This window comes from Pseudomonas sp. H3_D04 (assembly GCF_054669175.1).
In genome coordinates this window covers 4,928,204-4,949,478 of sequence record NZ_CP162801.1, presented here as the reverse complement: position 1 = coordinate 4,949,478, position 21,275 = coordinate 4,928,204, and the positions used below count along the sequence as shown (strand labels likewise).

18 protein-coding genes, 1 other RNA gene and 3 pseudogenes are annotated in these 21,275 nt (G+C 55.8%); 3 read left to right on the top strand and 19 right to left on the bottom strand.

The window, feature by feature from the left end; translation table 11 throughout:
* Positions 1–212: 212 nt before the first annotated feature.
* The 6 genes and pseudogenes from AB4N91_RS22960 to AB4N91_RS22935 all read right to left on the bottom strand — a co-directional run bounded on the left by AB4N91_RS22960 (position 213) and on the right by AB4N91_RS22935 (position 3,694).
* Positions 213–473 (bottom strand): hypothetical protein, encoded by a 261-nt coding sequence (locus tag AB4N91_RS22960; protein WP_460111795.1) that lies wholly within the window; start codon positions 471–473, stop codon positions 213–215.
* Positions 470–1,448 (bottom strand): annotated as a pseudogene (locus tag AB4N91_RS22955) (integrase domain-containing protein). The gene AB4N91_RS22960 and the pseudogene AB4N91_RS22955 overlap by 4 nt, the downstream one beginning before the upstream one ends.
* Positions 1,426–1,775: pseudogene (locus AB4N91_RS22950) on the bottom strand (hypothetical protein). The pseudogenes AB4N91_RS22955 and AB4N91_RS22950 overlap by 23 nt, the downstream one beginning before the upstream one ends.
* Positions 1,759–2,013 (bottom strand): annotated as a pseudogene (locus AB4N91_RS22945) (YfjI family protein); the annotation flags it as partial. The pseudogenes AB4N91_RS22950 and AB4N91_RS22945, both read right to left, overlap by 17 nt.
* Before the next feature lie 151 nt (positions 2,014–2,164).
* The gene (locus AB4N91_RS22940; protein ID WP_077747369.1) at positions 2,165–2,482 is read right to left on the bottom strand and encodes a hypothetical protein; all 318 of its coding nucleotides are present in this window, start codon (positions 2,480–2,482) and stop codon (positions 2,165–2,167) included.
* 348 nt (positions 2,483–2,830) lie between these two features.
* Complete coding sequence (locus AB4N91_RS22935; protein WP_460111794.1) at positions 2,831–3,694, bottom strand: phage integrase N-terminal domain-containing protein; 864 nt, start codon at positions 3,692–3,694, stop codon at positions 2,831–2,833.
* A 1,072-nt stretch (positions 3,695–4,766) separates the two neighbouring features.
* Between AB4N91_RS22935 and AB4N91_RS22930 the strand changes: the two genes are divergently transcribed.
* The 3 genes from AB4N91_RS22930 to AB4N91_RS22920 all read left to right on the top strand — a co-directional run bounded on the left by AB4N91_RS22930 (position 4,767) and on the right by AB4N91_RS22920 (position 8,127).
* Positions 4,767–6,416, top strand: coding sequence for a hypothetical protein (locus AB4N91_RS22930; protein ID WP_460111793.1), 1,650 nt, complete (start codon positions 4,767–4,769; stop codon positions 6,414–6,416).
* 304 nt (positions 6,417–6,720) lie between these two features.
* Positions 6,721–7,440 (top strand): SDR family NAD(P)-dependent oxidoreductase, encoded by a 720-nt coding sequence (locus AB4N91_RS22925; RefSeq protein ID WP_460111792.1) that lies wholly within the window; start codon positions 6,721–6,723, stop codon positions 7,438–7,440.
* Between the two features lie 291 nt (positions 7,441–7,731).
* Entirely contained in the window at positions 7,732–8,127 is a 396-nt protein-coding gene (locus AB4N91_RS22920; protein ID WP_460111791.1) for a hypothetical protein, read from the top strand.
* Positions 8,128–8,150: 23 nt separating this feature from the next.
* Here the strand turns inward: AB4N91_RS22920 and AB4N91_RS22915 are convergent, their stop codons facing one another.
* From AB4N91_RS22915 to AB4N91_RS22855, 13 genes are all read right to left on the bottom strand, one after another.
* Positions 8,151–8,792 (bottom strand): Fic family protein, encoded by a 642-nt coding sequence (locus tag AB4N91_RS22915; protein ID WP_460112678.1) that lies wholly within the window; start codon positions 8,790–8,792, stop codon positions 8,151–8,153.
* A gap of 116 nt (positions 8,793–8,908) precedes the next feature.
* Complete coding sequence (locus tag AB4N91_RS22910; protein WP_143519873.1) at positions 8,909–9,118, bottom strand: hypothetical protein; 210 nt, start codon at positions 9,116–9,118, stop codon at positions 8,909–8,911.
* A gap of 494 nt (positions 9,119–9,612) precedes the next feature.
* Positions 9,613–9,858, bottom strand: coding sequence for a hypothetical protein (locus AB4N91_RS22905; protein ID WP_460111790.1), 246 nt, complete (start codon positions 9,856–9,858; stop codon positions 9,613–9,615).
* Between the two features lie 371 nt (positions 9,859–10,229).
* The gene (locus AB4N91_RS22900; RefSeq protein WP_460111789.1) at positions 10,230–10,565 is read right to left on the bottom strand and encodes a hypothetical protein; all 336 of its coding nucleotides are present in this window, start codon (positions 10,563–10,565) and stop codon (positions 10,230–10,232) included.
* Complete coding sequence (locus AB4N91_RS22895) at positions 10,549–11,940, bottom strand: YfjI family protein (protein ID WP_460111788.1); 1,392 nt, start codon at positions 11,938–11,940, stop codon at positions 10,549–10,551. Before AB4N91_RS22895 ends, AB4N91_RS22900 begins: the two co-directional genes overlap by 17 nt.
* 420 nt (positions 11,941–12,360) lie before the next feature.
* Complete coding sequence (locus AB4N91_RS22890) at positions 12,361–13,617, bottom strand: integrase domain-containing protein (RefSeq protein ID WP_460111787.1); 1,257 nt, start codon at positions 13,615–13,617, stop codon at positions 12,361–12,363.
* Between the two features lie 183 nt (positions 13,618–13,800).
* Positions 13,801–14,194, bottom strand: a transfer-messenger RNA (tmRNA) gene (ssrA, locus tag AB4N91_RS22885).
* A gap of 115 nt (positions 14,195–14,309) precedes the next feature.
* Positions 14,310–14,561, bottom strand: a complete 252-nt coding sequence (locus AB4N91_RS22880; protein WP_010463560.1) for a hypothetical protein — start codon at positions 14,559–14,561, stop codon at positions 14,310–14,312.
* A gap of 367 nt (positions 14,562–14,928) precedes the next feature.
* Positions 14,929–15,204, bottom strand: coding sequence for a hypothetical protein (locus AB4N91_RS22875; RefSeq protein ID WP_010463558.1), 276 nt, complete (start codon positions 15,202–15,204; stop codon positions 14,929–14,931).
* 206 nt (positions 15,205–15,410) lie between these two features.
* A complete protein-coding gene (locus AB4N91_RS22870) occupies positions 15,411–18,221 on the bottom strand; it encodes an FAD-binding and (Fe-S)-binding domain-containing protein (RefSeq protein ID WP_154503026.1) in 2,811 nt (936 codons plus the stop codon).
* Positions 18,218–18,889, bottom strand: coding sequence for a LutC/YkgG family protein (locus AB4N91_RS22865; protein WP_154503028.1), 672 nt, complete (start codon positions 18,887–18,889; stop codon positions 18,218–18,220). The genes AB4N91_RS22870 and AB4N91_RS22865 overlap by 4 nt, the downstream gene beginning before the upstream one ends.
* Entirely contained in the window at positions 18,889–20,343 is a 1,455-nt protein-coding gene (locus AB4N91_RS22860) for a LutB/LldF family L-lactate oxidation iron-sulfur protein (RefSeq protein ID WP_010463552.1), read from the bottom strand. The genes AB4N91_RS22865 and AB4N91_RS22860 overlap by 1 nt, the downstream gene beginning before the upstream one ends.
* Positions 20,340–21,164, bottom strand: a complete 825-nt coding sequence (locus tag AB4N91_RS22855) for a (Fe-S)-binding protein (RefSeq protein ID WP_010463550.1) — start codon at positions 21,162–21,164, stop codon at positions 20,340–20,342. Before AB4N91_RS22855 ends, AB4N91_RS22860 begins: the two co-directional genes overlap by 4 nt.
* Positions 21,165–21,275: the final 111 nt, after the last annotated feature.

The window sequence follows — 21,275 nt, the reverse complement described above, 5'->3', positions numbered from 1 at the left end:
GACTGGATGATTATTTCCGGTAGGAACGTTAGCCTCGAATTGCCCCTGGTTTTTAAGATACTACGGCCGGCCGCTTCGATCGGTTCCTGCCTGTGATAACTGGTTGCTTAGGGAGCCAGAGCTTTTGCAATGAACCATGAAGTCCAGTGCCGTGTACTTTAGATTTCAGCGATCTTTGGCCTACGTTGGATGATCCACTTCATGGTCGCTGATCAATGATGCGTGCGTCTTAACAAAACTAGTCGGACGGTGAGTCGGTAGTAGTACCGAGTGTCATCAGAGTTGTTTCGCAGGCATTGATCAAAAAAACAGCGTATGTGCTTGTGTTTCCACGTCCACGGATTTTCGCATTGCCATCGCTGCTGAATTGCCGCTTGTATGATTCGGGCTTGACGTAGGTGTCGTTGCTGCGTGACTTTCGAGCCAGTCAATACGCCGCTCAGGAATAACGCCATGTTGAAGGGCTTGCTCACGCTCGACCTCCTATGTAGGCCGAAACCGCATCGATCTGGTTATGCCCGAGCTCAAGGCTGATCTGTTGGCGCGCCTGTTGATCAAGGTTGCGGTCAATGCGATAGCAGTGGCCACCATTGACCGGTGCGGCGTGGCCAGTGAGCTGTTCGTAACGCTCGCAGGCGTAGGCCGCGCGCAACTCATGAAAGCCCTTCAGCCTGTGTTCATGCAGCGTTTCGCGGGCAGGGAGCACGGTCTGTTGCAGGAACGCGGCGTAGCTTTCGTCTCGGGTCAGCAAGTTGCGGCTATGGGGGGCGATACATGACGAGCCAACTGCAGCGCCGCCTTCACCGCTTCATTGACCATAACCCATCGCGGCGCTGATGCCCCTGAACGGCTGCCTTTGGTGCCGTCCTGGATGTTGATGCGGCCTAAGTGTTCGGCTTCGCGTTGCAGTCGTGGCAGGTTAGCCAGGATCGCTTCGCGCAGGCACATACCGGTTGTTCGGGCCAACAGGACAATCGCGGTCACCCGCTCGTGTTGCTGTCCGCCAAGCGCCTCAATCACTCGCCGCACCTGTTGGTGGTCTTGGCCATCTGGCGCGCGGGTGCGTACGGTCGAACGCTTCTGTCCCAACGCCTGACTCGGGTTGGCGATCCTCACGTCCTGATCACCGCGCAGCGTGGCGAGGGTGCGGTTAACGCTGCGCAGGCGGTTCTGTGCGGTAGCGATGCAAAGTTCACCTTGCTGGATCTGCTGGCGCAGGTAAGCGGCGTAGCCTGCAGCGTTTGGTGATCGATCTGGCGCGCATCGTTGTAACCGGGGCCGTCCTCTGACCGACACCAACGCTCGAACGCTTGCCAGCGATCACCATGCGCTTTGACCGTGGCGAAGTGGCCACCGGCAAATAAATCCTTGAGAGCTTGCGGGCCGGCGTAGCTCATCTGGCGGCCATAGCCAAAGTTGCGACCATCACGCCGACCGACCAGTGCCATCGTCATCACCGTTTTCGTTTGTTTGTAGAAAGAGCAGCAGGGCTTTCCAGTGAGGGCTGACCCTGTCCAGCTGCTGCCAGTGTGTTGGGCGGATCAGGAGGGCGTTCTCTTGATGTTGCAGCAGTGCCCCTTCACACGCAGTTGCTCAATCAGCAAGGCGAGGTGAGCAGGGTCCAGGGGCGGGGTGGCGACTGCGGCGACAACCCGCGTCGTTTCTGGCCTGGGGCGTGGTGACAGGGCCGAGACAAAGGCGGCGACACACCGCGCTTCTGGCTGCGGTTGATGTTGCGCCTGGTAGCGGCGTACCGCGTCATTGAGGCGAAACATGGCGGACCTCGAAGGTTCTTCCATCGCGGCTGTTCAGCCAGCTGTGAGTGATCAGCTCGACGAATAAAGAGGCGGTATGGTCAGCGCTCTTGCGGGCAAAACGAGGACCGTTGCGATTGACGTCACGGACAGTGAAGTGGGTTCAGCCTTTCTGTACCAGCCAGCGCAGCAGCCGATCCGCTTCCTCGCGTCGACTATTGACCGGCTCTTGTTCGGTCAATCGTTTCACGGCTTCGAGGCTCTCTTGGGCCTCGATTGGGCGAAGGATCTTGATAACCATCAGAGCAGTGATTAGTCGAACTCACCGTCTTGCCCGTCGCCAATAGTCGCAAAAAAATCACCTGTCGAAGGACAGGTGACTTTCGTGGTTTCAATAATTACTAAGAAAACTATAAGAAGACTTTCATCGCCCCGATCAAGATGCCGATCGTCACTGCGAGCATGGAAGCCATGCGAATGGACAACTTGAGATCCGATTTAGCAATTTCTGCGGTCAGTCGATGATCAATTTTAGATATCTCGGAGGTCAGCCGATGATCAGTCTTAGCCAACTCAGTAGTCAGTCGCTGCTCTAGATTGGTGAGATCACTTTTCGTCGCGAGTAGTGTGAGCATGTCAGATTCCAATGCTTGGATAACAGCTTCGGCTTTGAGCTCAGGTACGTCGATTGCGCGCAATGCCTGATACATCGCCAGTTCCATTTTCATTAAGGCCTCCTAAAACAAAAAAAGGCCTTCCCCACGACGGGAAAGACCCGTCGTGGGTGGGAAAGTCATGCTTCCATCGACATTCAAGTCGACTGTCCGCGCTGCCGGAAGCTATGCGGTCATTTGGTGGATCCTGCTGAGAACCGCAGCGCCGTCTTGAAGATCCTGGCGGCTTGGGGTGCTGAACGAGTCAGCTAGATGCGTAGCAAAAATGCCCCTGAGGCCTTTTGCTGTCAATCAGGTAATCGGTTTTCGACTGTTTCCTAATGTTGTGGGAGCCTTCTCACTGCCTGCGCTCACCACCACTTTCAGCTTCGGGTTGTTGAGTATGACGTCGAAAACCTCGAATTATCGGCCGAGGTAAATCGAGGTAATTTGTGTTCTCTCATGCCCGAGTTCACGGCTGATAATTTGTCGAGCGGTACGGTCTTGAGAACGCTGCATTGGGGTCAATTCCTTGGACGTTATCCCCCCAGCCGCCGGTGCCTTCCATCCTGTCAACGCTACGTAACGGCTTTGTGCATAATGATGACGTAGCCCATGCATGTGGCTCAGGCCTGCTGCCTTGCACTGACCATCGTAGGTGTTTCTCTGCTGAATATACGTTTTGTGAGCCGGGATTAATGAGCTGGCTCCCGCTAACTGGTGTGCCGCGTTCAGCACCTCGCGCTGTTGCGAAGTAGTGATCGGAACAGAGCGATCTCGCCCACCCTTCGTCCATGAGCCTTTGAGGAGAATTTGATCTCCTTGATCCGCATACTTGGGCTGAAATTTGATCGCTTCTTCACGGCGTAGTCCAAACGCCGACTGAAGCTGGAGACTCATGCGCACATGGGCATCGGTGATCTTGCCAAGGTCTGTACCCAGTTCCTGAGCTTTGCTGACGTTAGTGACGAAGCGCCGGTCGGCCACACCCAACTGCGTATTGTCCGCGGGGAGAATGCCAGCCTTGCCGATCTTTTCAGCCCACCATCGAAGGTGCGCAAGCCGATTTTTGATGGTGCCAACTGACAGGCCTTCGCCTTGCCATCGATCCAGCAGTGCCTGTACGTGTTTGCCCTTGAGCGAGGGGGCTTTCATCTGACGGAAGCCAACCTCACTCAGCTGGCGAGCGATCAGTCCCAATGAGCGGATACGATCGGCTTGAGTGTTGTGACTGCCATCGCGATTGCGCCGGCAAAGTTGCCGCAGGGTGTAGGTCAAATCGTCCATATCCCATCCACTCACTAGCTTTGTTTTGTGCTGTTGTCCTGTCCTGAAAATCATTGGTAAGTGTTGGTGCCAACTCGCTATGCGAGATCCCCGAAGGGCAGGGGCATGGTGTTCAGGAAACACCGGTATCTCGGCTGAGACGTCCGTCTTCCTTCCTGCTGGAAGGTCGGACGGAGATGGAGCGGGATGAGTTAGTTTTTAATGTTGATGAGTACTCCAAGGAATGGATGGGATTGTTAAGTTGAAGCAGGCGGCATTGCGCAAAGGTCCGCTATTTGGGACAGCGTAGTAGCGGCATGTTAGAGAATAGGTCTACAGACAAAGGCGGCTCCGTCCCATGGGTATGGGGCGGTATGCTTCTGGAACCTTGCATACCTGGCTAACTCCATCCTGCTGGATCAGCGCTCGCAGGAGTCTTACGCTGTTGGGATGACGACTCTCGAACCTGTCGTCTTAGGTTTTTGCTGGGCCAGTCTATGGGGGCATCATCATGTATGCCGCACGTTTTAGGATTCAGGATTTGCCCGTGATGTTGAGGCGTCGGCGGGGCCGTCACTGCGGATTGCAGTGACGGCCCGGTTCATGTGAGTTGCGCGTTTTCGGGTAGGGGCATACATATCATTGCCTTAGGGACTGACGCGGCCTTCGGCCTTGTCGGCTCCCTGCTCAGGGGCGGCATGGTTCCCATGCCACGCCTGCGCAGGGACCTGTGAGGAAGAAGGAGCAGGGCACCGTAAAGCCTCCCTGTCCGCCAGTGTTGGCGCGCAGGCGCAAGTCCCTGTCAGACAGTCCCGTGGCGATTATCCTCCGAGCCTGAACCTGAAAGTCGGTTTTGAACGGGCGAATTTTTTCGCGTGATTCCAATAGGTTGCGTCGCAAATCACTTTGCGCTAGTTTTGCCACACGTCGCTACATGGTCGACGGGCTGCCCACCCCTTGAGGCCTCACCGGCCGCAGCTAACCGCATCGAACCATGATCATCACAGCAATCTCTTGACCTGAGCCTCTTCCGGGCATCGGGGATGGCGGGTGGGCGTCTCCGATGTCGCTCCTTGGGAGCAACGGAGAACTTATGGTACCGACTACACGCCGCGAAACTATCAAAGTGCAGGCTAAGCAACTGCGCGATTTGTTCGATATCGACCTGACAACTGCCAAATACGTTTTAGCGCGCGGCCCCTATGGCTGTGCCGATTGGGCGGATTTGTGTACCCGACTCGAACAGGAGCCCCCTCTTCAAGGTTCGCTGCAACTGGCCGAACTGCCCCAGTCCCTGGATGCAACAGCATATCTGGCCAAGCATCTATGCACGTTGGCGGCCTCGGTCAGCCAACTGATCATCACTAACCGCAATTTGCCAGAGCTCTGTGAAGCGCTGCGGAAAGTATTCGCGGTACCGGGCAACCCAGTGACACTGCAGGACGTTTTGCAGGCCATCACGCCAAGTGAGTGGCTACCCACCGACATGGGGCCTGACCCACTGGCGGTGATTCAAAGTCGAGTCTGCGTTAACGGGAAGGATCTACTGCTGTTGGGAACCCGGATTTTCTGGCCGCGGTTATTTGCCTTTGACGCAGAGATAACTGTCGAGCCAGTGACTGCAGAGCCCTTTGGTGACGACCTGAAAATCATGTGGGAGGTCGCTCCTTGGTATCAGGCAAGCCGAGACTATCTGTTCGAATATCAACGTGGAGACGACTGGGACGACCTGCCAGACTTCGTGGAACCGCTGATTCCCGAATCTGCGCGGATGCAAATGCATGCCCGGTGGTTCGCCCAGTGCCTGAAAGAGTGGCCGCAGGAGCGCCGCTACAATGACGAGGGAGAGGAGTTCATTCCGTTCCTCTACAAGGGGCACGCGTACTTGGTGTTCGGCGTGCCCTGCGCCGAACCTGTGATACACCCGCCGTTGCGCCGCCAGTACATCCAGTTCCCTGACGAAGACAATAACTGCTCTCAAGTCATTGTGCTCGGTGGTCAGTTGGTGCAGATCGAGATGCTGATCGTGTCTAAACCAACACAACACCAGTATTGGGATTACGCAGACTATCACCAGGCGTTATGCAATGGATTGCTGGATGGCGCGGCGGCCGCAGGCTGGATCAGCGCGCCCCTGCACGGTTGGGGTGACCTGTTATTCATCAGCCCCGCCTGTCGCTCAACTCTGGAGCGCCAACTGCGAGTGGAGATCAAGCCCGAGCCCAATGAAACGCTCCTGACCCTGCAGACTGACAATCCAAGCCTTGCCATGGAAGTGCTGGAGCGGGTGCACAAAGGGGATTTCATTCGCTACGAGCACGCAACGTTCGGTGCGCACTACGCCATGCGCATTGACTTGCCGGCGGACCACGCCTGCGTTGATCTGAGCCTGTCGATGAACTGTATCGAACAGACAGTCTTTCACAGTGCCCACCTGATCAGCCGGCGCGTGATCCAAAACGATGGGGACAAGCAGATGCTGTACTGCGATATTGAACAGGCCTTGCTCAAACTGGTGGAGCGCCAACCGCTGAAGTTGCTGAAAAAAGCCATCCGCGAAGGGCAGGTCCTGCGCGTCCAAGGGCTGTCCGAACAGCTAAAGGCAGCACCAACGTTGCAGGCCAGTGGATCAATGTTCGATCCGACCTCCAACGGAGTGGTTAACCCTCTAGAGGAGTCGCTGTTTGATGGTGACGAGGAGTTGACCTTCCACTCGATCCGCTATCAACGCAGTAACCTCTAACCAAGTGTCCAGCGACGCGGTGAATGCCGCGTTGCTGGACAACCGAGCCGTGGCTCAAATCGCTGCGAAAAGATGAACAGAGTAATAGCATGCACGCGTAAGCCCGCATCGACCAAAAGTGGTCATCCAAGTTAGGCAGCTATCGGCCATTAGCGGACGGTCGCTCTACATCCGCTTCCGCCCTACCAAAATGAACATCAGCGTTTTCCTACGAATATCAGGAAACAGTCTCTTTGTTGCTAAGCCATGAATCGTCTGCTTGCATACACGCCCCGCGGTCAGTATTTAGGTCAAGGAGACAATAATGAAAACCATGGTAGTCGGGGCAAGCAAGGGGTTGGGCAGAGCCCTGATTGACGGATTGGGCGAGCATGGGGACACCTTGATTGGTGTCTCTCGCACCCGTCCCAAAAACCTTACACATAACGCCGGTATCGTTGTGCGTTGGGTGGAAGCAGACCTTGGTGAACCCGCACAGGCTGCTCAGATAATCGAGCAGGCCGTAGTGGATGGCGGGCTTGATACGCTGATCTACAATTTAGGAATATGGGAAGAGTTTGCGTTTGATCCCGCATACAACTTCCTGGTTGACAACGACGACCAAGTTGAGGCTATCGTCAGCTGTAATATCACTTCGACGATAGTGCTGATAAAGCGGCTGCTTCCAGTTCTGCTCAGAAGTGCTAACCCAAGGATCATATTGACCGGCTCGACTTCTGGCTTGCCGCAAAGTGGACGACCAGAAGTCACCTTTGGAGCCTCCAAGTTCGCGTTGCGTGGTATTGCCGATGCACTACGCGAAGGGTACAGGCATCAACGCCTGGGAGTGACCTGTTTAAACTTGGGCTATCTGAATACCGAAGATCCAATGAGCACCCCGAGGGTGATTGCCGAGCAACGCGGTGAAGGCAACTCAATTCCCGTGCATGACGTCGTACAGGTAGTCCGCATGGCCTTGAGCCTGTCTTCAGCAAGCTTCGTCAAGGAGCTCACTTTGCCCGCGATATTCGATGAGCGCTTCTGATGATGGGCCAATCCCTAAGCCAGAAGATGACAAAAAACTACGCACGGCTTACGTCTATATTGATGTTTACACTGTCACACCAATGTTGCAAAAACCTGTTGGCAGAACCGTGTTTGGCTAAGTTCGGGCCTCATCAATGACCTCGACAGGTCGAAAACAGTAGCTAGTGAGCAGCAGCCTTCGGCCATAAGCAGACAGTCGGATAAACCAGTCAGGGGTTGAGATGAATCGGGCATTGTTAGCAAGAAAAAGAGAAAGTGGGACTGATTTGTTTTTTTGGAGAGAGGAATCATGTCCTTATCGGCAATAATATTTTCATCAGAGCAATTGGGCGTCGGAGACTTTAAAGAAGTCATATTGGCCGATGGTGGGCATGTAAGTTCCGGCAAGCCTTTTCGGGGTAGCATCAGTGAGGGTGATTCAGATATTTGGTTAGCTTTGCTTTCAAAGGATGTTATTGACGAGTTTTACGATGCTGAAGACCTTCAAGAATGGGAGGATGTCTTGGGGGCCGTGCCGCAGGTGATGATTGAGGTTAATCTTGATCATACTGAACATGCGAAATTAATGTATTTAAAGGTTTTTTTGAGCTTTGCCAAAGCTTGGCCGTGTATTTTGCATGACGTAGACGACGCTGTTCTTTCCTATAGTTCAGTTCTAGAGAAATATAAAGCTCTTTTGGGATAGAAGTTAGCCATCAGGGCAACTCGCTAGCAGGGCATACATCGACCGCTTTTGGCCGTTTTCTGTCTGTCACTGAACGTTGAAAACGCCCCGAAGCTGACAATGGCTATATCCCCAGAGTGATTCTCGTGCGAAACGACCAAGGCGTTATAGAAATTAATCCTGAGGCTTATCTGCGGGGGGGGGTGCGTACTGAGTTGCTCGGTGATTAGCCGGACTAACAGATCATGCAGCGGGCTTAGATCCAGCTTTCCTGTAGGCAGGGACGCATCAACACGCTGTAGTGCATCGACGTATTCATCTCGGTTGCGACAAATCAGCTCAGGAAGGATCGTAGTCCCTGGTAGCCAGCTTCCGGACTTCACACACAACACGAAATAGCAGGCAGCCCTAGCTGTTCGACCGTTGCCATTGATAAACGGGTGAATGTGGTTTAGTCGCCAAAGCACGTATGCCGTTAGCGTCACTGGATCGGATTGCTCCCAGCTCCTGTTCACTATATTCACAAAATCGTCCATGAGCGCCTCGACACGGTAGTGCTCGGGGGGCATATGATTGCCTACGACGACTTGGCAAGGACGGTACTCGCCTGCATTTGTATGCAGGCAAGTAATTGCATGAAAATTCAATGCCTTGATGATGTGGTTCGACAGAAACGCTCGGTCCACAGCCAATGCTGCACCCACTATAGACCGCAAAAAGTCGTACTGCCGATTGCCATTGGAGACTTCCAGTTCTTGGTAGACTGGATTTTGCTCGGTGTTTCCGCATAGCTCGAAGAGGATCAACGTTTCGCCCCTTCGACTCCTTCCTGCTCAAAGATTAGCTTGCGAACCTGTTCGCGGGTTATGCCGTTCTTCGAGCCAACAGACCCGTAAACGAACGATACACGCTGTTCCAATACTTCTTCGGCCGTCTGCTTATGTTGCGCAGCCCCTTTGAGCGCAAGCAACAGATCTGGGCTCGTATTCAAGTCCAAGAAATTCTTTGCCACGTTGACCTCCTTTGCGCTGATTGACCTATTCATTCGACACCGGTGCACGCCTGATGTCCTCTTTATTTATCGATCCCGCTGACAAATAGCGCAAGAAAATTTACGTTCCCGGCGCCAGACACCGATGCGGGGGGCCGATAGGCTATGCAGCAGATTGTAGCCTGTTCTCACGCTTTGCCTCTGTGCGTTTTAGTACCTACTGTCGATCTGTAACGCCGATGAGAACCGCCAAGGGCCTGCATCGCTCCGACCACGCGCAGCCCTTTGCAGACAATATGGCGGGCAGGCTTTAACCGGTTCGACGCGACCCATTCGTCCCTCGTCTGTCCACGGTCTGCTTTTGGCCGATTGCTGCCCCTAGCCACGCATGCACCTCTAGCTAGGCGCCGCGCTTAGTCAACACTGTCTGCGGGATCCAGTGCCTGATACCTGAGCGAAAAAAACCACCTGTCCTAGAACAGATGGTTTCTGATTTTGCTGGAAGAGAGACTTTGTCAGTGGATAAACGCAATCCCGGCGAAGAGAATCGCCACCGCAAGGGAGAGCATCACGCCAATATCTATAGTGAGACTCACCCGAAGCCGGGATAGCTCTGCCCGAAATTGTGCGAAGTCGGAATCAGATGTACCTGCAGTAGATAAATGCATATCAGAATCCATGGCTTGGATAACTGCTTCGATTTTCTGCTCAGGCACGTTAATCGCCTTTAGGGCTTTGTACATTGCCAGTCGATTTTTCATTAAGGCCTCCAAAATTAAAAAAGGCCTGCCCCAAGACGGGGAAGCCCGTCTTGGGTGGGGGAACATCATGCTTCCGTCGACATACAGGTCGACTGTCCGCGCTTCCGGAAGCGATGCGTTTTGGGAGGATCCTGCGGGAAACCGCAGTGCCGTCTCGAAGATCCTGGCGGCTAGTGTGAGCTTGTAAATTGCATTCACTGGCAGTTGCCGTCAATCCGAAAACCGGCTATCGAGTGCTCCCTAATGTTGGGCGCAGGGTTGTCTGCATCCGATACTTTCGTCTTCTGAATTTGGCGTAGCCCGCAAGCCTTGGATCAGTCAGCAGTTGGAGATAGCCAACGTCATGGTTCTCACGCTGATCGATCCTCACCCTAGACATCATTTTCATTCGTTTGAAGGAAGAGAAGCATAGCTTTCCAGTGGACGTTGATTTGCTCCAACTGGTGCCAGTGTCTCGGTCGGATGTGCAGAGTTTTTTTATGGTGGCGCAACTCCACTCCGTCATTGCACAACTGCTGGATCAGCAGTTTGATGTCGGCAGGGTCTGAGTTGGGTGTGGCGACAGCGGCGACACTGGCGACAACCTGCGGAATGCCATGGTTGGCATCTGGCGACAGCTTGGCGACGGACGTGGCGACACACCGCAGGACAGGGCGCATCTGATTTTTTGACTGAAAGCGGCGTACTGCGTCATTCAGACGGAACACGACACACCTCGAAAGTCTTGGCGTCTTGGCATTTCACACAGTTCGCTGTGAGTAACTCAACGAGCAGCGTGGCAGTGTGATCACGGCTTTTGCGTGCAAAGCGAGGGCCGTTGCGATTGATGTCTCGGATGGTAAAGCGGGTCCAGCCTTTCTGTTTCAGCCAGCGTAACAAACGATCTGCTTCCTCCCGTAGGGTGTTAACCGGTTCTTGCTCAGTCAGGCGTTGAATCTCGGCGAGGTAATAGTCCATTAGCGTTGAAGCGCGCTGAATATGCTCTTCATTCAAGGCAGTTGCTTCTTCGATTACTGCCAGAACCCCCGCGATGCGCAGTACATTGGCTGCAGCTTTACTTGCGACGGATTGAACGCCTGCTAGCTCGCCGAACTCGCCAGACTGGCACTCTATGGTGTCGTGAATATCAATCCAGGCCACGCGAGCGCTGTGCGTGAGTTCCATTGTCGTGAGCTTGAGTGATCCGTCCTTGTTGGTCGCTAACGGTTTCTTCAGCAGATCAGTGATATGCGATTGGTAGCGTTGGATCTTGGGGTCTTGCGTCAGATCTACCGCCTTGTACAGGCGCTGACCGATCAAACGTTCAGGCCAACTGATCAGGAATCTGCCGAGCACACCTTGGCCATTGATCATTGGATCTTTGAGGAATTGGTGAGCCAGGCACGGCTGCAGCATCAGATGCATGCTGAGACGACGATCATAGGCTCGCAGGCTTTCCCCGGGCGTGGACCGTGTCCGGTCAATGGGACTGCCATCCCAGATTTTCGACAGCGTGGTGATTGCTTTGAGCTGGTTCTCTTTACTCATGGTGCTGCCACCGAGGAATTGACCACCTTCGTCATTGAACACGCCCATGCTTGGTAGCCCATAACACAAGTTTTTTGTGAGGCCTTCGATGGTAGGGTCGGTGGAAATCAGTCTGGGCTGGACGGGGTCGGAGAGTTCACAGATTTCATGCTTTGCCTGTCGCTGAGCCTTGGCCGCAAGGCGGATGGCAGATTGGTAAGCATTGAGCTTTTCCGTGTACACAGACCACTGCTCTCGCTCCCAGTTATGTGCTGCAGAGAGAGCTTGATGGTCCACTGCACTTTTACGGTCGCCTGATGATGCGACCGTTAGCAAATACAGAGACAGCGGATAGGTGCGGCCATCGAGTTGTACGTTGCCGTGGCCTTGAGTCACTAGAGCCGCAGTGGCCAGCACCGATTGTGCTGCCATGGCTATCGGTGCGCCGATGACCTCTGCCATCCGTTCTACCGCGCCTCCCAGGAGTTCACCGAGTGCTTCGACCGGGTAGGTCAATGGTTGGGGCCGATAATCCAAGAGAGGGCGCGGTGGATCGCATTTTTCGCACAATTGCATCGACAACAATCTCCTAGGACGTCAGTTTTTTCATCGTTACTGAGGAGAAAGCATGCCGATGCGTCGTAGTTTCAACGCTCTACAACCGCTCGGAATCTTTGTTAACTGCTCCTCGTGAGGTGTTGGTGTACCCCGCGCTCGACTCGCGATCAACCTGAAGATCGGAGATGTGCAATTCACGTAGAAGACCTTGGATCTCGGTGGCTCTAAATAGATTTATGACCATTTGTAAGATCGTCGAGCGAGCCACTTCAAGCGTTGCTGCGAAGCCTTCCCGACCGCAGCGGCGTTAGCGGAAAAGTAGGATCGATACTTGTGGTGTTGTGGTGGCGACGGCTGCCAGTGTGTCGCCTCGCACGTGGTCAGAGGCGACGAGGGTTGTCGCCGCTGTCGCCGTCGTCGCCATCAAGTTGACTCTGATTAACGAATCGAGACGACTTTCTGGCTTCTGTTTTCATGGATTGCTGCTATTGAAAAGTCACCCGTGGCCGCCTTTTGAATGTGCTCGCTCCACCAGGCCATCATTGGGCGTCGACGCTCAATGTAGTCCGCGCGGTTGTAAGCGCTTCTAACCTCATCTTTGTCGACATGAGCCAGGGCAACCTCAATCAGTTCGGCGTCCCAGGCATGCTCGTTCAGGATGGTGCTCGCCATGGAGCGCATTCCATGGCTTACGAGTCGCCCCTCAAACCCCATCCTTTTCAGCGCCATGTTGGCGGTCTGGCTGTTGCAATGAGTGCGGGGATTACGGTCGGCGGGAAACACGTATTCCCTGTGTCCGCTGTAGGGCTTGATCGCTTCCAGAAGCGCCAGAGCGTGCTCTGTGAGCGGGATGATGTGTGTGCGGCGTTTCTTCATGCGCTCCGCTGGGATCGTCCAGATCTTCTTATTGGGGTCGATGTCAGCCCATCGGGTGGTCGCAGCTTCTGCTGGCCGAGTCATCGTGTGGAGCTGCCATTCGATGAGGCATCGGGTGGTTCTTTTGATGCTGGCGTTGGCAATTGCCACCATGAGTTCATTGAGCTCATCGGGGGGCAAAGCCGCCATATTTTTCTTCTTTGGTTTTTTGAAGACCGATCGAATTCCGCTCAGGGGGTTGGCATGAATGAGTCCGTAGTTCACCCCGTAAGTCATGATTTCGTTGAGGCGTTGGGTCAGGCGCTTGACCGTTTCCAAGCTGCCTTTGGTTTCAAGCGGCCTAAGCAACTTGATGACCTGAGGCGCGCTGATTTCAGAAATCGGGGTCGCTTGTAGATCCGGGAAGATGTGCAGCGTGAGCGAGCGCCAAATGTCTTCAGCGTAGGCGGTGGTCACGGAGTCTTTCTTGAGTTCAAACCAGGCTGTCGCGACGTTTTGAAAGGTGTGCTCTGTCGCAGCTTTTTTTGCTTGGCGATCTGCATCGCGTTGCTCTTTCGGGTCCAGTCCCTGGGCAACCAGCTCCCTGGCTTCAACCGTGCGTTTACGCGCATGAGCCAGGCTGAGCTCCGGGAATGTTCCCAGTCCCATGTTGATCCGTTTCTTGGTGACGGGATGGATGTAGTTGAAATTCCAAAGCCTCGAACCGTTGGTTCGGACTCGTAACTGAAGGCCATCGCCGTCGGTCAATGTGTAGTCTTTGTCCTTGGGCTTGGCGGCTTTGATTTTTAGGTCTGAAAGGCGTGTGGCTCGGGCTCCCATGGGTACTCCAACGCTGTTTGTGTATTCCAAAATTTACCAGTCACGGGCTTGGAATACGCCTTGGAATACATTTCAAAATGGATCTGCCTGAAGCGCTGTGGAGCTCAATGGCCCTGAAATCCCCGTATTTACTGGATTTCAGGCACAAAAAAAGACGTCCGTGGACGTCTTTAGATGATGAAGTGGTGGAGCCGGGGGGATTTGAACCCCCGTCCGCCAGTACTCCGCTGTCGGTACTACATGCGTAGCCGTTTCTATTAAGTTAACCCTCAGCGACCCGAAGGGCAGGGTGCTTTGGGCGAGTTGTGTAAGTTTTAGCCGCTTCGTCCACAACGTACTGCACGGCGATTCTGTTCTATATGACAATCACTTTGGGTTTACAGACATCCCCTGATGATTGCTGGACCCGAAGGTACCAGGAGGGAAGGGCTAAGGCTGCTTACGCAGCGAGAGCGTATTCCCCGTAGGTTTCGTCATTGGCAACTATAGAAAGTTGCAACAGTGGATTTACGAGTTCTGTTACCAACTCGGCATGCACCTAAAGTTTCGCAACCGGCGTCGAATCCTAAACGGCCCCGAGCCTGTTGCTCGGTGAATCAAAGTGAGCAACAAGCCTGCGCATTGTACGCCAACACGCGTGAGAAGGCCAACCCGAAGGTTGGCCGCGAGTGGTTATGGGTTGGGTTCGCTGCTCAGTTTGTCAGCGCCAATGCCTGGATGGCCTCGGTGGCGCATTTTTTGTCGTCCCCGGCGGCTTTTGAAGTTTTGGCGCTGGCCAGCAGTCTTTTGATCTCCGGTGCGTTGGTGGAGGTCGCTGGTAGCGCATTCACTTTGGCTTCGAGTTCCTGCAGTTTGCTCGTGCAAAGGTCGTTGTCCGCTGCAAATACGGGAGAGGCCAACACTGCAGCAGACATGAACAAACCCGCGAGTGCGGTACGTTTCATGGATATCTCCTTGTACTGATGGTCTCGGTGCTGCCGTATGAGCGGGCGGCTCGGGCGAGTCCGAAAAATAAGCCACGATTGATTAGGGCCTACCTAAAAGACTACGACACCGCGCAGAAATTCGGTTTTTTCAGAATGGCTATGAAAAAACTGTTTGATAGTCGGTGGGTGCAGTGGCACTAAAAATGGGGGCAATTGCCTCTGTATCGCGGGTGGGGTTGTGTAAGTTTTAGCCGCTTGAACCGGCGTCAAATCCTGAACGGCCCCGAGCCTGTTGCTCTGTGATTCAAAGTGAACAACACGCCCGCGCCGTGCGCGCAACCGCGGTGAATAAGGCCAACCCGAAGGTTGGCCTGGTCACACGGGATTACTTGTTGGTTGGGTTTCGCGTTTGAATTTTCTCAAGCAAACCGCTAGTGATTCCAACGCACCCCTTGTCGTCCCCTGCGGCTTGGGCTGCTTTTGCTTTGTCCAAACCGGCTTGTATGTTGTCCTTGGCGTTTTCTGATGTGGCGGGATCAGAGTCCAGTACCTGCTGAATTTGGCTTATGTTTTGTTTGCAAAGGTCTTTATCTGCCGCAAACACCGGCGAGGCCAACAGTGCGGTGGTGATGAACAATCCAGCAATTGCAGAGTGCTTCATGGGTATCTCCTTGCGCATGAGGGCTCGGTGCTGCCGGTGAAGTAGGCTGCTGGCCGAGGTGGTTATAAGCCCGTTCACAGGGCCTAGCTAAATGACTATAGCCGCATGCTGGAGTTCGGTTTTTTTTTGAAGGCGTGTCGAGAAGATTGGCGCAACAGCAGTGCATGAAAAAGGGGCGAAATCGCCCCATTTTCACCAAAGTGCCCTCAAGCCGGACGCACTTGCGTCACACGATCCACCAAGTAAACCAGACCGTGATAGTCGATCCCGCCATGTTGGCTCAGGCCGATTTCGCAGGTGCGGCTGGTGGAAATGCCTTCTGCGCAGAACTGCACGGCGTCTTTCAAGCTGCGCAGTGAGTGAGCGTTCAGTTCGGGGGTGGTGAAGCCCTTGTCCCCTGCAAAACCACAGCAGTGAATGCCCTCTGGAATGACCACGTTTTTGCTGCATTTACGCGCCAGATCAATCAGCGCCTGACTCTCGCCAAGGTGCTGGGTGCTGCAAGTGACGTGCACCGCGATCGGCGCTTCCTGCGGTGTGAAATCCAGGCGATCCATCAAATGCGTACGGATGAATCGCACCGGGTCGTAAAGGTCGAGTCGGACTTCGCCCAAATCCTGAACCAGCCGTAACGTGCACGGGCTGGTGTCGCAATAGATCGGATCGAGCCCGCCGCGACTGGCGTGCAGCAATGCGCCGATCAGTTCCTGGCGTTTGTGCTCGGCCTGTTCCGCATAGCCTTTGGAGGCAAATGGCTGACCGCAGCAGAGGCTGTCCTGATTGTCGGGAAAGACGACCTGGTAACCGGCTTTTTCCAGCAGCCCACGGGTTTTGTCATACAGCGACATCTGCTCTTTATCACCCGCCGCCGGGCCCATGACCCGCGAGACGCACGCCGCCAGATACACTACACGAGGGCGTTGGTCCGATACGACCGGGCTGAAACGAATGGCTTTTTCTGGCTGCGGCATAGCGTTGGTCCATTGCGGGACCTGACCTTTGGACAACTTGGTCAACGTCGCCGACAGCTTCGCCAGGCGCGGTGCGCCCAGCAGCATCCGCGCACCATTGGCGACATGCAGGGTGAAACGCGCGCCTTGCAGTGCCGTGGCGAAATTGCCTTCAAGCCAGTTGGCGGTTTTCGTATGCGTCGCCTTGCGGCCGCGAAGCTTTTTCACCAGTTCGCCGGTGTTGATGCCTACAGGGCAACGTTGTGCACACAAACCGGTGGCGGCGCAGGTGTCGATGCCTTGGTATTCGTAGGCGGCTTCAAGTTCGGCGGTGTCGACGCCTGCGCGTTTCTTCGCCTGAATATCGCGCCAGATCACGATGCGCTGGCGCGGGCTCAGGGTCAGTCCTTTCGACGGGCAGACCGGTTCGCAGAAACCGCACTCGATGCACTTATCCACAATCTCGTCGGCGGCCGGCAGCGGTTTCAGGTGCTTGAGGTGGATCTGCGGATCTTCGCTGAGCACCACGTCCGGGTTGAGGATGCCATTAGGGTCGAGCAGACGTTTGAGTTGCCACATCAGTTGATAGGCATCGCTGCCCCATTCCAGCTCGACAAAGGGCGCCATGTTGCGGCCGGTACCGTGTTCGGCCTTCAGCGAACCGCCAAACTCCACCGCCACCAACTGCGCCACGTCGTCCATGAATGCCTGGTAGCGTGCGACTTCTTCCGGGTTGTTGAAGCCTTGGGTGAAGACGAAGTGCAGATTGCCTTCCAGGGCATGGCCGAAGAGGATCGCCTCGTCGTAGTGGTGTTTGTCGAACAGCTCGATCAGGCGGTTAACGCCAATGGCCAGCTGTTCGACCGGGAAGGTCACGTCTTCGATGATCACCGTGGTGCCGGTTTTGCGCACCGCACCGACGGCAGGGAAGGTGTCTTTGCGGATCGCCCAAAGTCGAGCGTTTTCCACGGGGTCCTCGGTGAAGTCGACTTGTTTTTCCACCGGGAAAGAAGTCAGCGACGCCATGATCTGCGCCAGTTGTTCCTGTAGCAAAGTGGACGATGCGGCTCGGGATTCGATCAGCAAGGCGCAGGCATTGTTCGACAGCTGTTGTACGAAAGCGGGCATGCCGGGTTTGTCCTGCACCGAGCGCAGGCTGCGACGGTCCAGCAGTTCCACGGCGGACACCGGCTGGCTTTTCAGCACGGTGACGGCGTTGCAGCAGGTCTCCACATCCGGAAACACGATCAGCGCCGAAGCCTTGTTCGGGTGGTCGATGACCGTGTCGTAGGTCACCGCGCTGATGAAGCCGAGCGTGCCTTCGGAGCCCACCAGCAAATGGCTCAAGATATCCACAGGCTCGTCAAAATCCACCAGCGCATTGAGTGACAGGCCGGTGGTATTTTTCAGGCGGTACTTGTGGCGGATTCTCGCAGCCAGTTCGGCATTGGCGCGGGTTTCGCGGCCCAATGTCGCCAGACGTTCAAGCAGCGCGGCGTGGCTCTGGTGAAACGCGGCAACGCTCGCCGGATCTTCGGTATCGAGACGGCTGCCGTCGGCCAGGACCAGACGAATACCGGCCAGCGTGTGGTAGGTGTTCTGCGCGGTGCCGCAGCACATGCCGCTGGCGTTGTTGGCGACGATGCCGCCGATTTTGCAGGCGTTGATCGAGGCCGGATCTGGACCAATCTTGCGCCCGAACGGCGCCAGCCAGGCGTTGGCCTGCGCGCCGATCACGCCCGGTTGCAGGCGGATTTGCGTGCCTTGACCGCGGATCTCGCGACCGTTCCAGTTATCCCCAAGCACGATCAGCACCGAATCGCTGATGGCCTGGCCGGACAGGCTGGTACCAGCCGCGCGGAAGGTCACCGGGACCTGGTCACGTTGCGCCAGTTTCAGTAGCGCCACCACTTCGTCTTCGGACTCGACACGGATCACCAGTTTCGGAATCAGTCGATAAAAACTGGCGTCGGTGCCGAAGGCCAATGTCGACAATGGGTCGTCGAAGCGCCGCTCTTGGGGGATCAGTTGCTGCGCATCTCGCAGGAAAGCCGCCGGTAGAGTCATTGGTCCTCCAGAATCAAAACCACCAGGTCTTTCGGACCGTGCGCACCGTAGGCCAGGACTTGCTCGATGTCGGCCGTTTTCGACGGGCCGGACACCAGCAGCGCGTTGGTCGGCATGCCTTTCGCCCAGTCGAATTCCTGTTGGACCTGATAGAAGTTGTCGCGAATTTCACTGGCTTTCAGCAGGGCAAAATGCACGGGCGGAACCAGGCTCATCAAGCGCGGTTCCTCCCGTGTTGGCCAGAGAATCAGACTTCCGGTGGCGGCAATTGCGCCGAGGGTGGTGGTCAGGCTGGCCGGGGTGTCGTTGAACAGCTCGGCTTTCCACTCTTCAACCGGACGGTCGTAGGACTTGAGTGTCGGTAGATCAGGATTATTCGCCCAGTGTTGCGTGACGCGTTGCCCATGAGGCGTAGTCGGCGCGATCAACAAGCTCGGCAACTGACGGTCTCGCAACAACTGTGCGAGCAACGCCGGCCAACCTTCGCCGGACGTGAGGTGGATCTCGGTGTGCACCGCTTCCATCAGTTTGCGCAATTGCGGGATGCGTTGCTCGGCGGTGTAGGTGTAAGGCGCAGTCACCAGCTCGACGTCGAATTCGTCGGGCACGGGCGTGGTGCCTGTCAGACTTTTCCGTAGCTTGGCGAGGATGTTTTGCTTGGCGCTCATCAACGATCTCCCTGTTTGGCCAGATGCTCACGGGCCATGTCATGCAGTGAGCGGGCAGCGGGTTTCGGTGCGCTGTGGTTTTGCGTCCACGGGCCAACATTGTTCGGTGCCAGGGCACGCAGTCGTGTGGCGACAAAGCCGAACAGACGATACAGCGTCGGCGAGCTGTTGAGTCTGGCCCAGGCGTTCCAGATAAAACGTTCCTTGCGCGAATATTTGCTGCCCTGACCGCGCATGACTTGATGCGCACTGTCCGGGGCTTTGACGTTCTCTTCCCGCAGGCGACGCAGCAGTGCCGGGATCGGAATTTTTACCGGGCAAACTTCACCGCAAGCACCGCAGAGCGACGATGCGCTCGGATGGTCCGGGACGTTCGCCAGGCCGACCATGTGCGGGGTGATGATTTTTCCGATGGGCCCAGGGTAAACCTCCCCATAGGCGTGACCGCCAATTCGGGTGTACACCGGGCAATGATTCATACAGGCACCGCAGCGGATGCAGTTCAGGGTCTGGCGCAATTCGCTGTCGGCGAAGGCCTGGCTGCGACCGTTGTCGAGCAGGACCAGATGCACTTCCTGCGGACCGTCGAGTTCATGTTCCTTGCGCGGGCCGGAGATCATGTTGACGTAGGTGGTGATCGGCTGGCCGAGGGCCGAGCGGGTCAACAGCGACAGCAGCGGGACCACGTCGCGCAGGTTTTCCACGACTTTTTCGATGCCGGTCACCGCGATGTGCACTGGCGGCACCGTGGTGGTCATGCGGCCGTTGCCTTCGTTTTCCACCAGCAGCAAGGTGCCGGTTTCGGCCACGGCGAAGTTGACGCCAGAAACGCCAATGTCCGCTTCGAAGAATTTCTGTCGCAAGACTTTGCGACCGATCTGAATGAGTTGGTCAACGTCCTTGGTGTATTCCACGCCAAGTTTGTCGTGGAACAAGGACGCGACCTGACCGGCATTCTTGTGGATCGCCGGCATAATAATGTGTGAAGGCTTCTCGTGATCGAGCTGGACGATGTACTCCCCCATGTCCGACTCCAGGCATTCAATGCCTTGAGCTTCGAGGACATGGTTCATTTCCATCTCTTCGCTGACCATCGATTTGCCCTTGATCACTTGCCGCCCCTCGTGAGCGCGGATGATCGAGAGGACGATGCCATTGGCCTCGTCCACCGTTTCCGCCCAGTGCACTGTCACACCGTTGCGGGTCAGGTTCTGTTCCAGCTGCTCGAGCAGGTCGGGCAACTTGGATAACGCACGGGCACGGACTGCATTGCCCAGCGCTCGTAAATGTTCTCTTTCATGGGCATCGCTGAAGGACGCTGCCCGTTTTGTCATCAGAGAATCCATCGCAGTACGAAAGTTGTTTCGCAGCTGCTTGTCACCCAATGCCTTGTGAGCCCGGGTGCGAAAGTCTTCTTCCACGGCAACCGTAGGAATAATCGCGGAAGCGTTCACAGAACACCTCCGGTTCGCTGCCAAAGGAAACTGGCCAGGTGTTGGCCGCGCAACGCTTCCTTCTGTTTCTCCAGCGAGCCGTTGATGTTCATCAGGCAACCACAATCGGCACTGAGGACCTTGTGTGCGCCGGATTCCTTCAACGACCTTGTCTTGTCAGCCACCATCGCGCCGGAAATATCTGGCATACGGACGCTGAACGTTCCACCAAAGCCACAGCATTCACTTTCGTGGCTGTGGTCGACTCGCTCCACGTTGCTCAGTTGCGACAACAACTCGCGACCGTGCAAGTGGGTGTTCATTTCACGCCGTGCCGAACACGAGGTGTGCAACGCCACTTTTACCGGCTCGCCGCCGTCCTTGAGCTGCACCTTGCAGACAAACAGCAGGAACTCGGCCAGTTCGTAAGTCCGGGCCGCCAGCGCCTGAACCTGCTTCAACGTCTGCGGCTCGTCCTTGAACAAGTCGGCGTAGTGTTCGCGCAACATCCCGGCACAGGATCCCGACGGCACCACCACCGGGTAATCCCCGGCGAACAGCGCCAGTTGCGAGCGCGCCACGGTCCTTGCCTGCTCGGTGTAACCCGAGGTGTAGGCCGGTTGTCCGCAGCAGCTCTGCCCTTGCGGGTACTCGACACGGATACCTTCGCGTTCCAGCAAGTGAATCGCGTCCATCCCGGCTTCGGGGTAGAACAAGTCCACCACGCAGGTCCCGAACAGGTAGACCCGTGACGGTTTCTCGCTGGGGTATTGCCGAGGCTCGGGCAGTGGCGGGGCGACGCGGGTCGCATTCGGCACGGCGTTGTAAAAAAGCTCGCTCATCAGGCGTGTCTCCGGGTGGACCCGGTTATCCGTCTGCTGAGGCTGCTGAATATAGAGAGGGAAACTTTCAGCAGCCTTACAGACCGGGTTGTGAATAGCTGACGCCGGAAT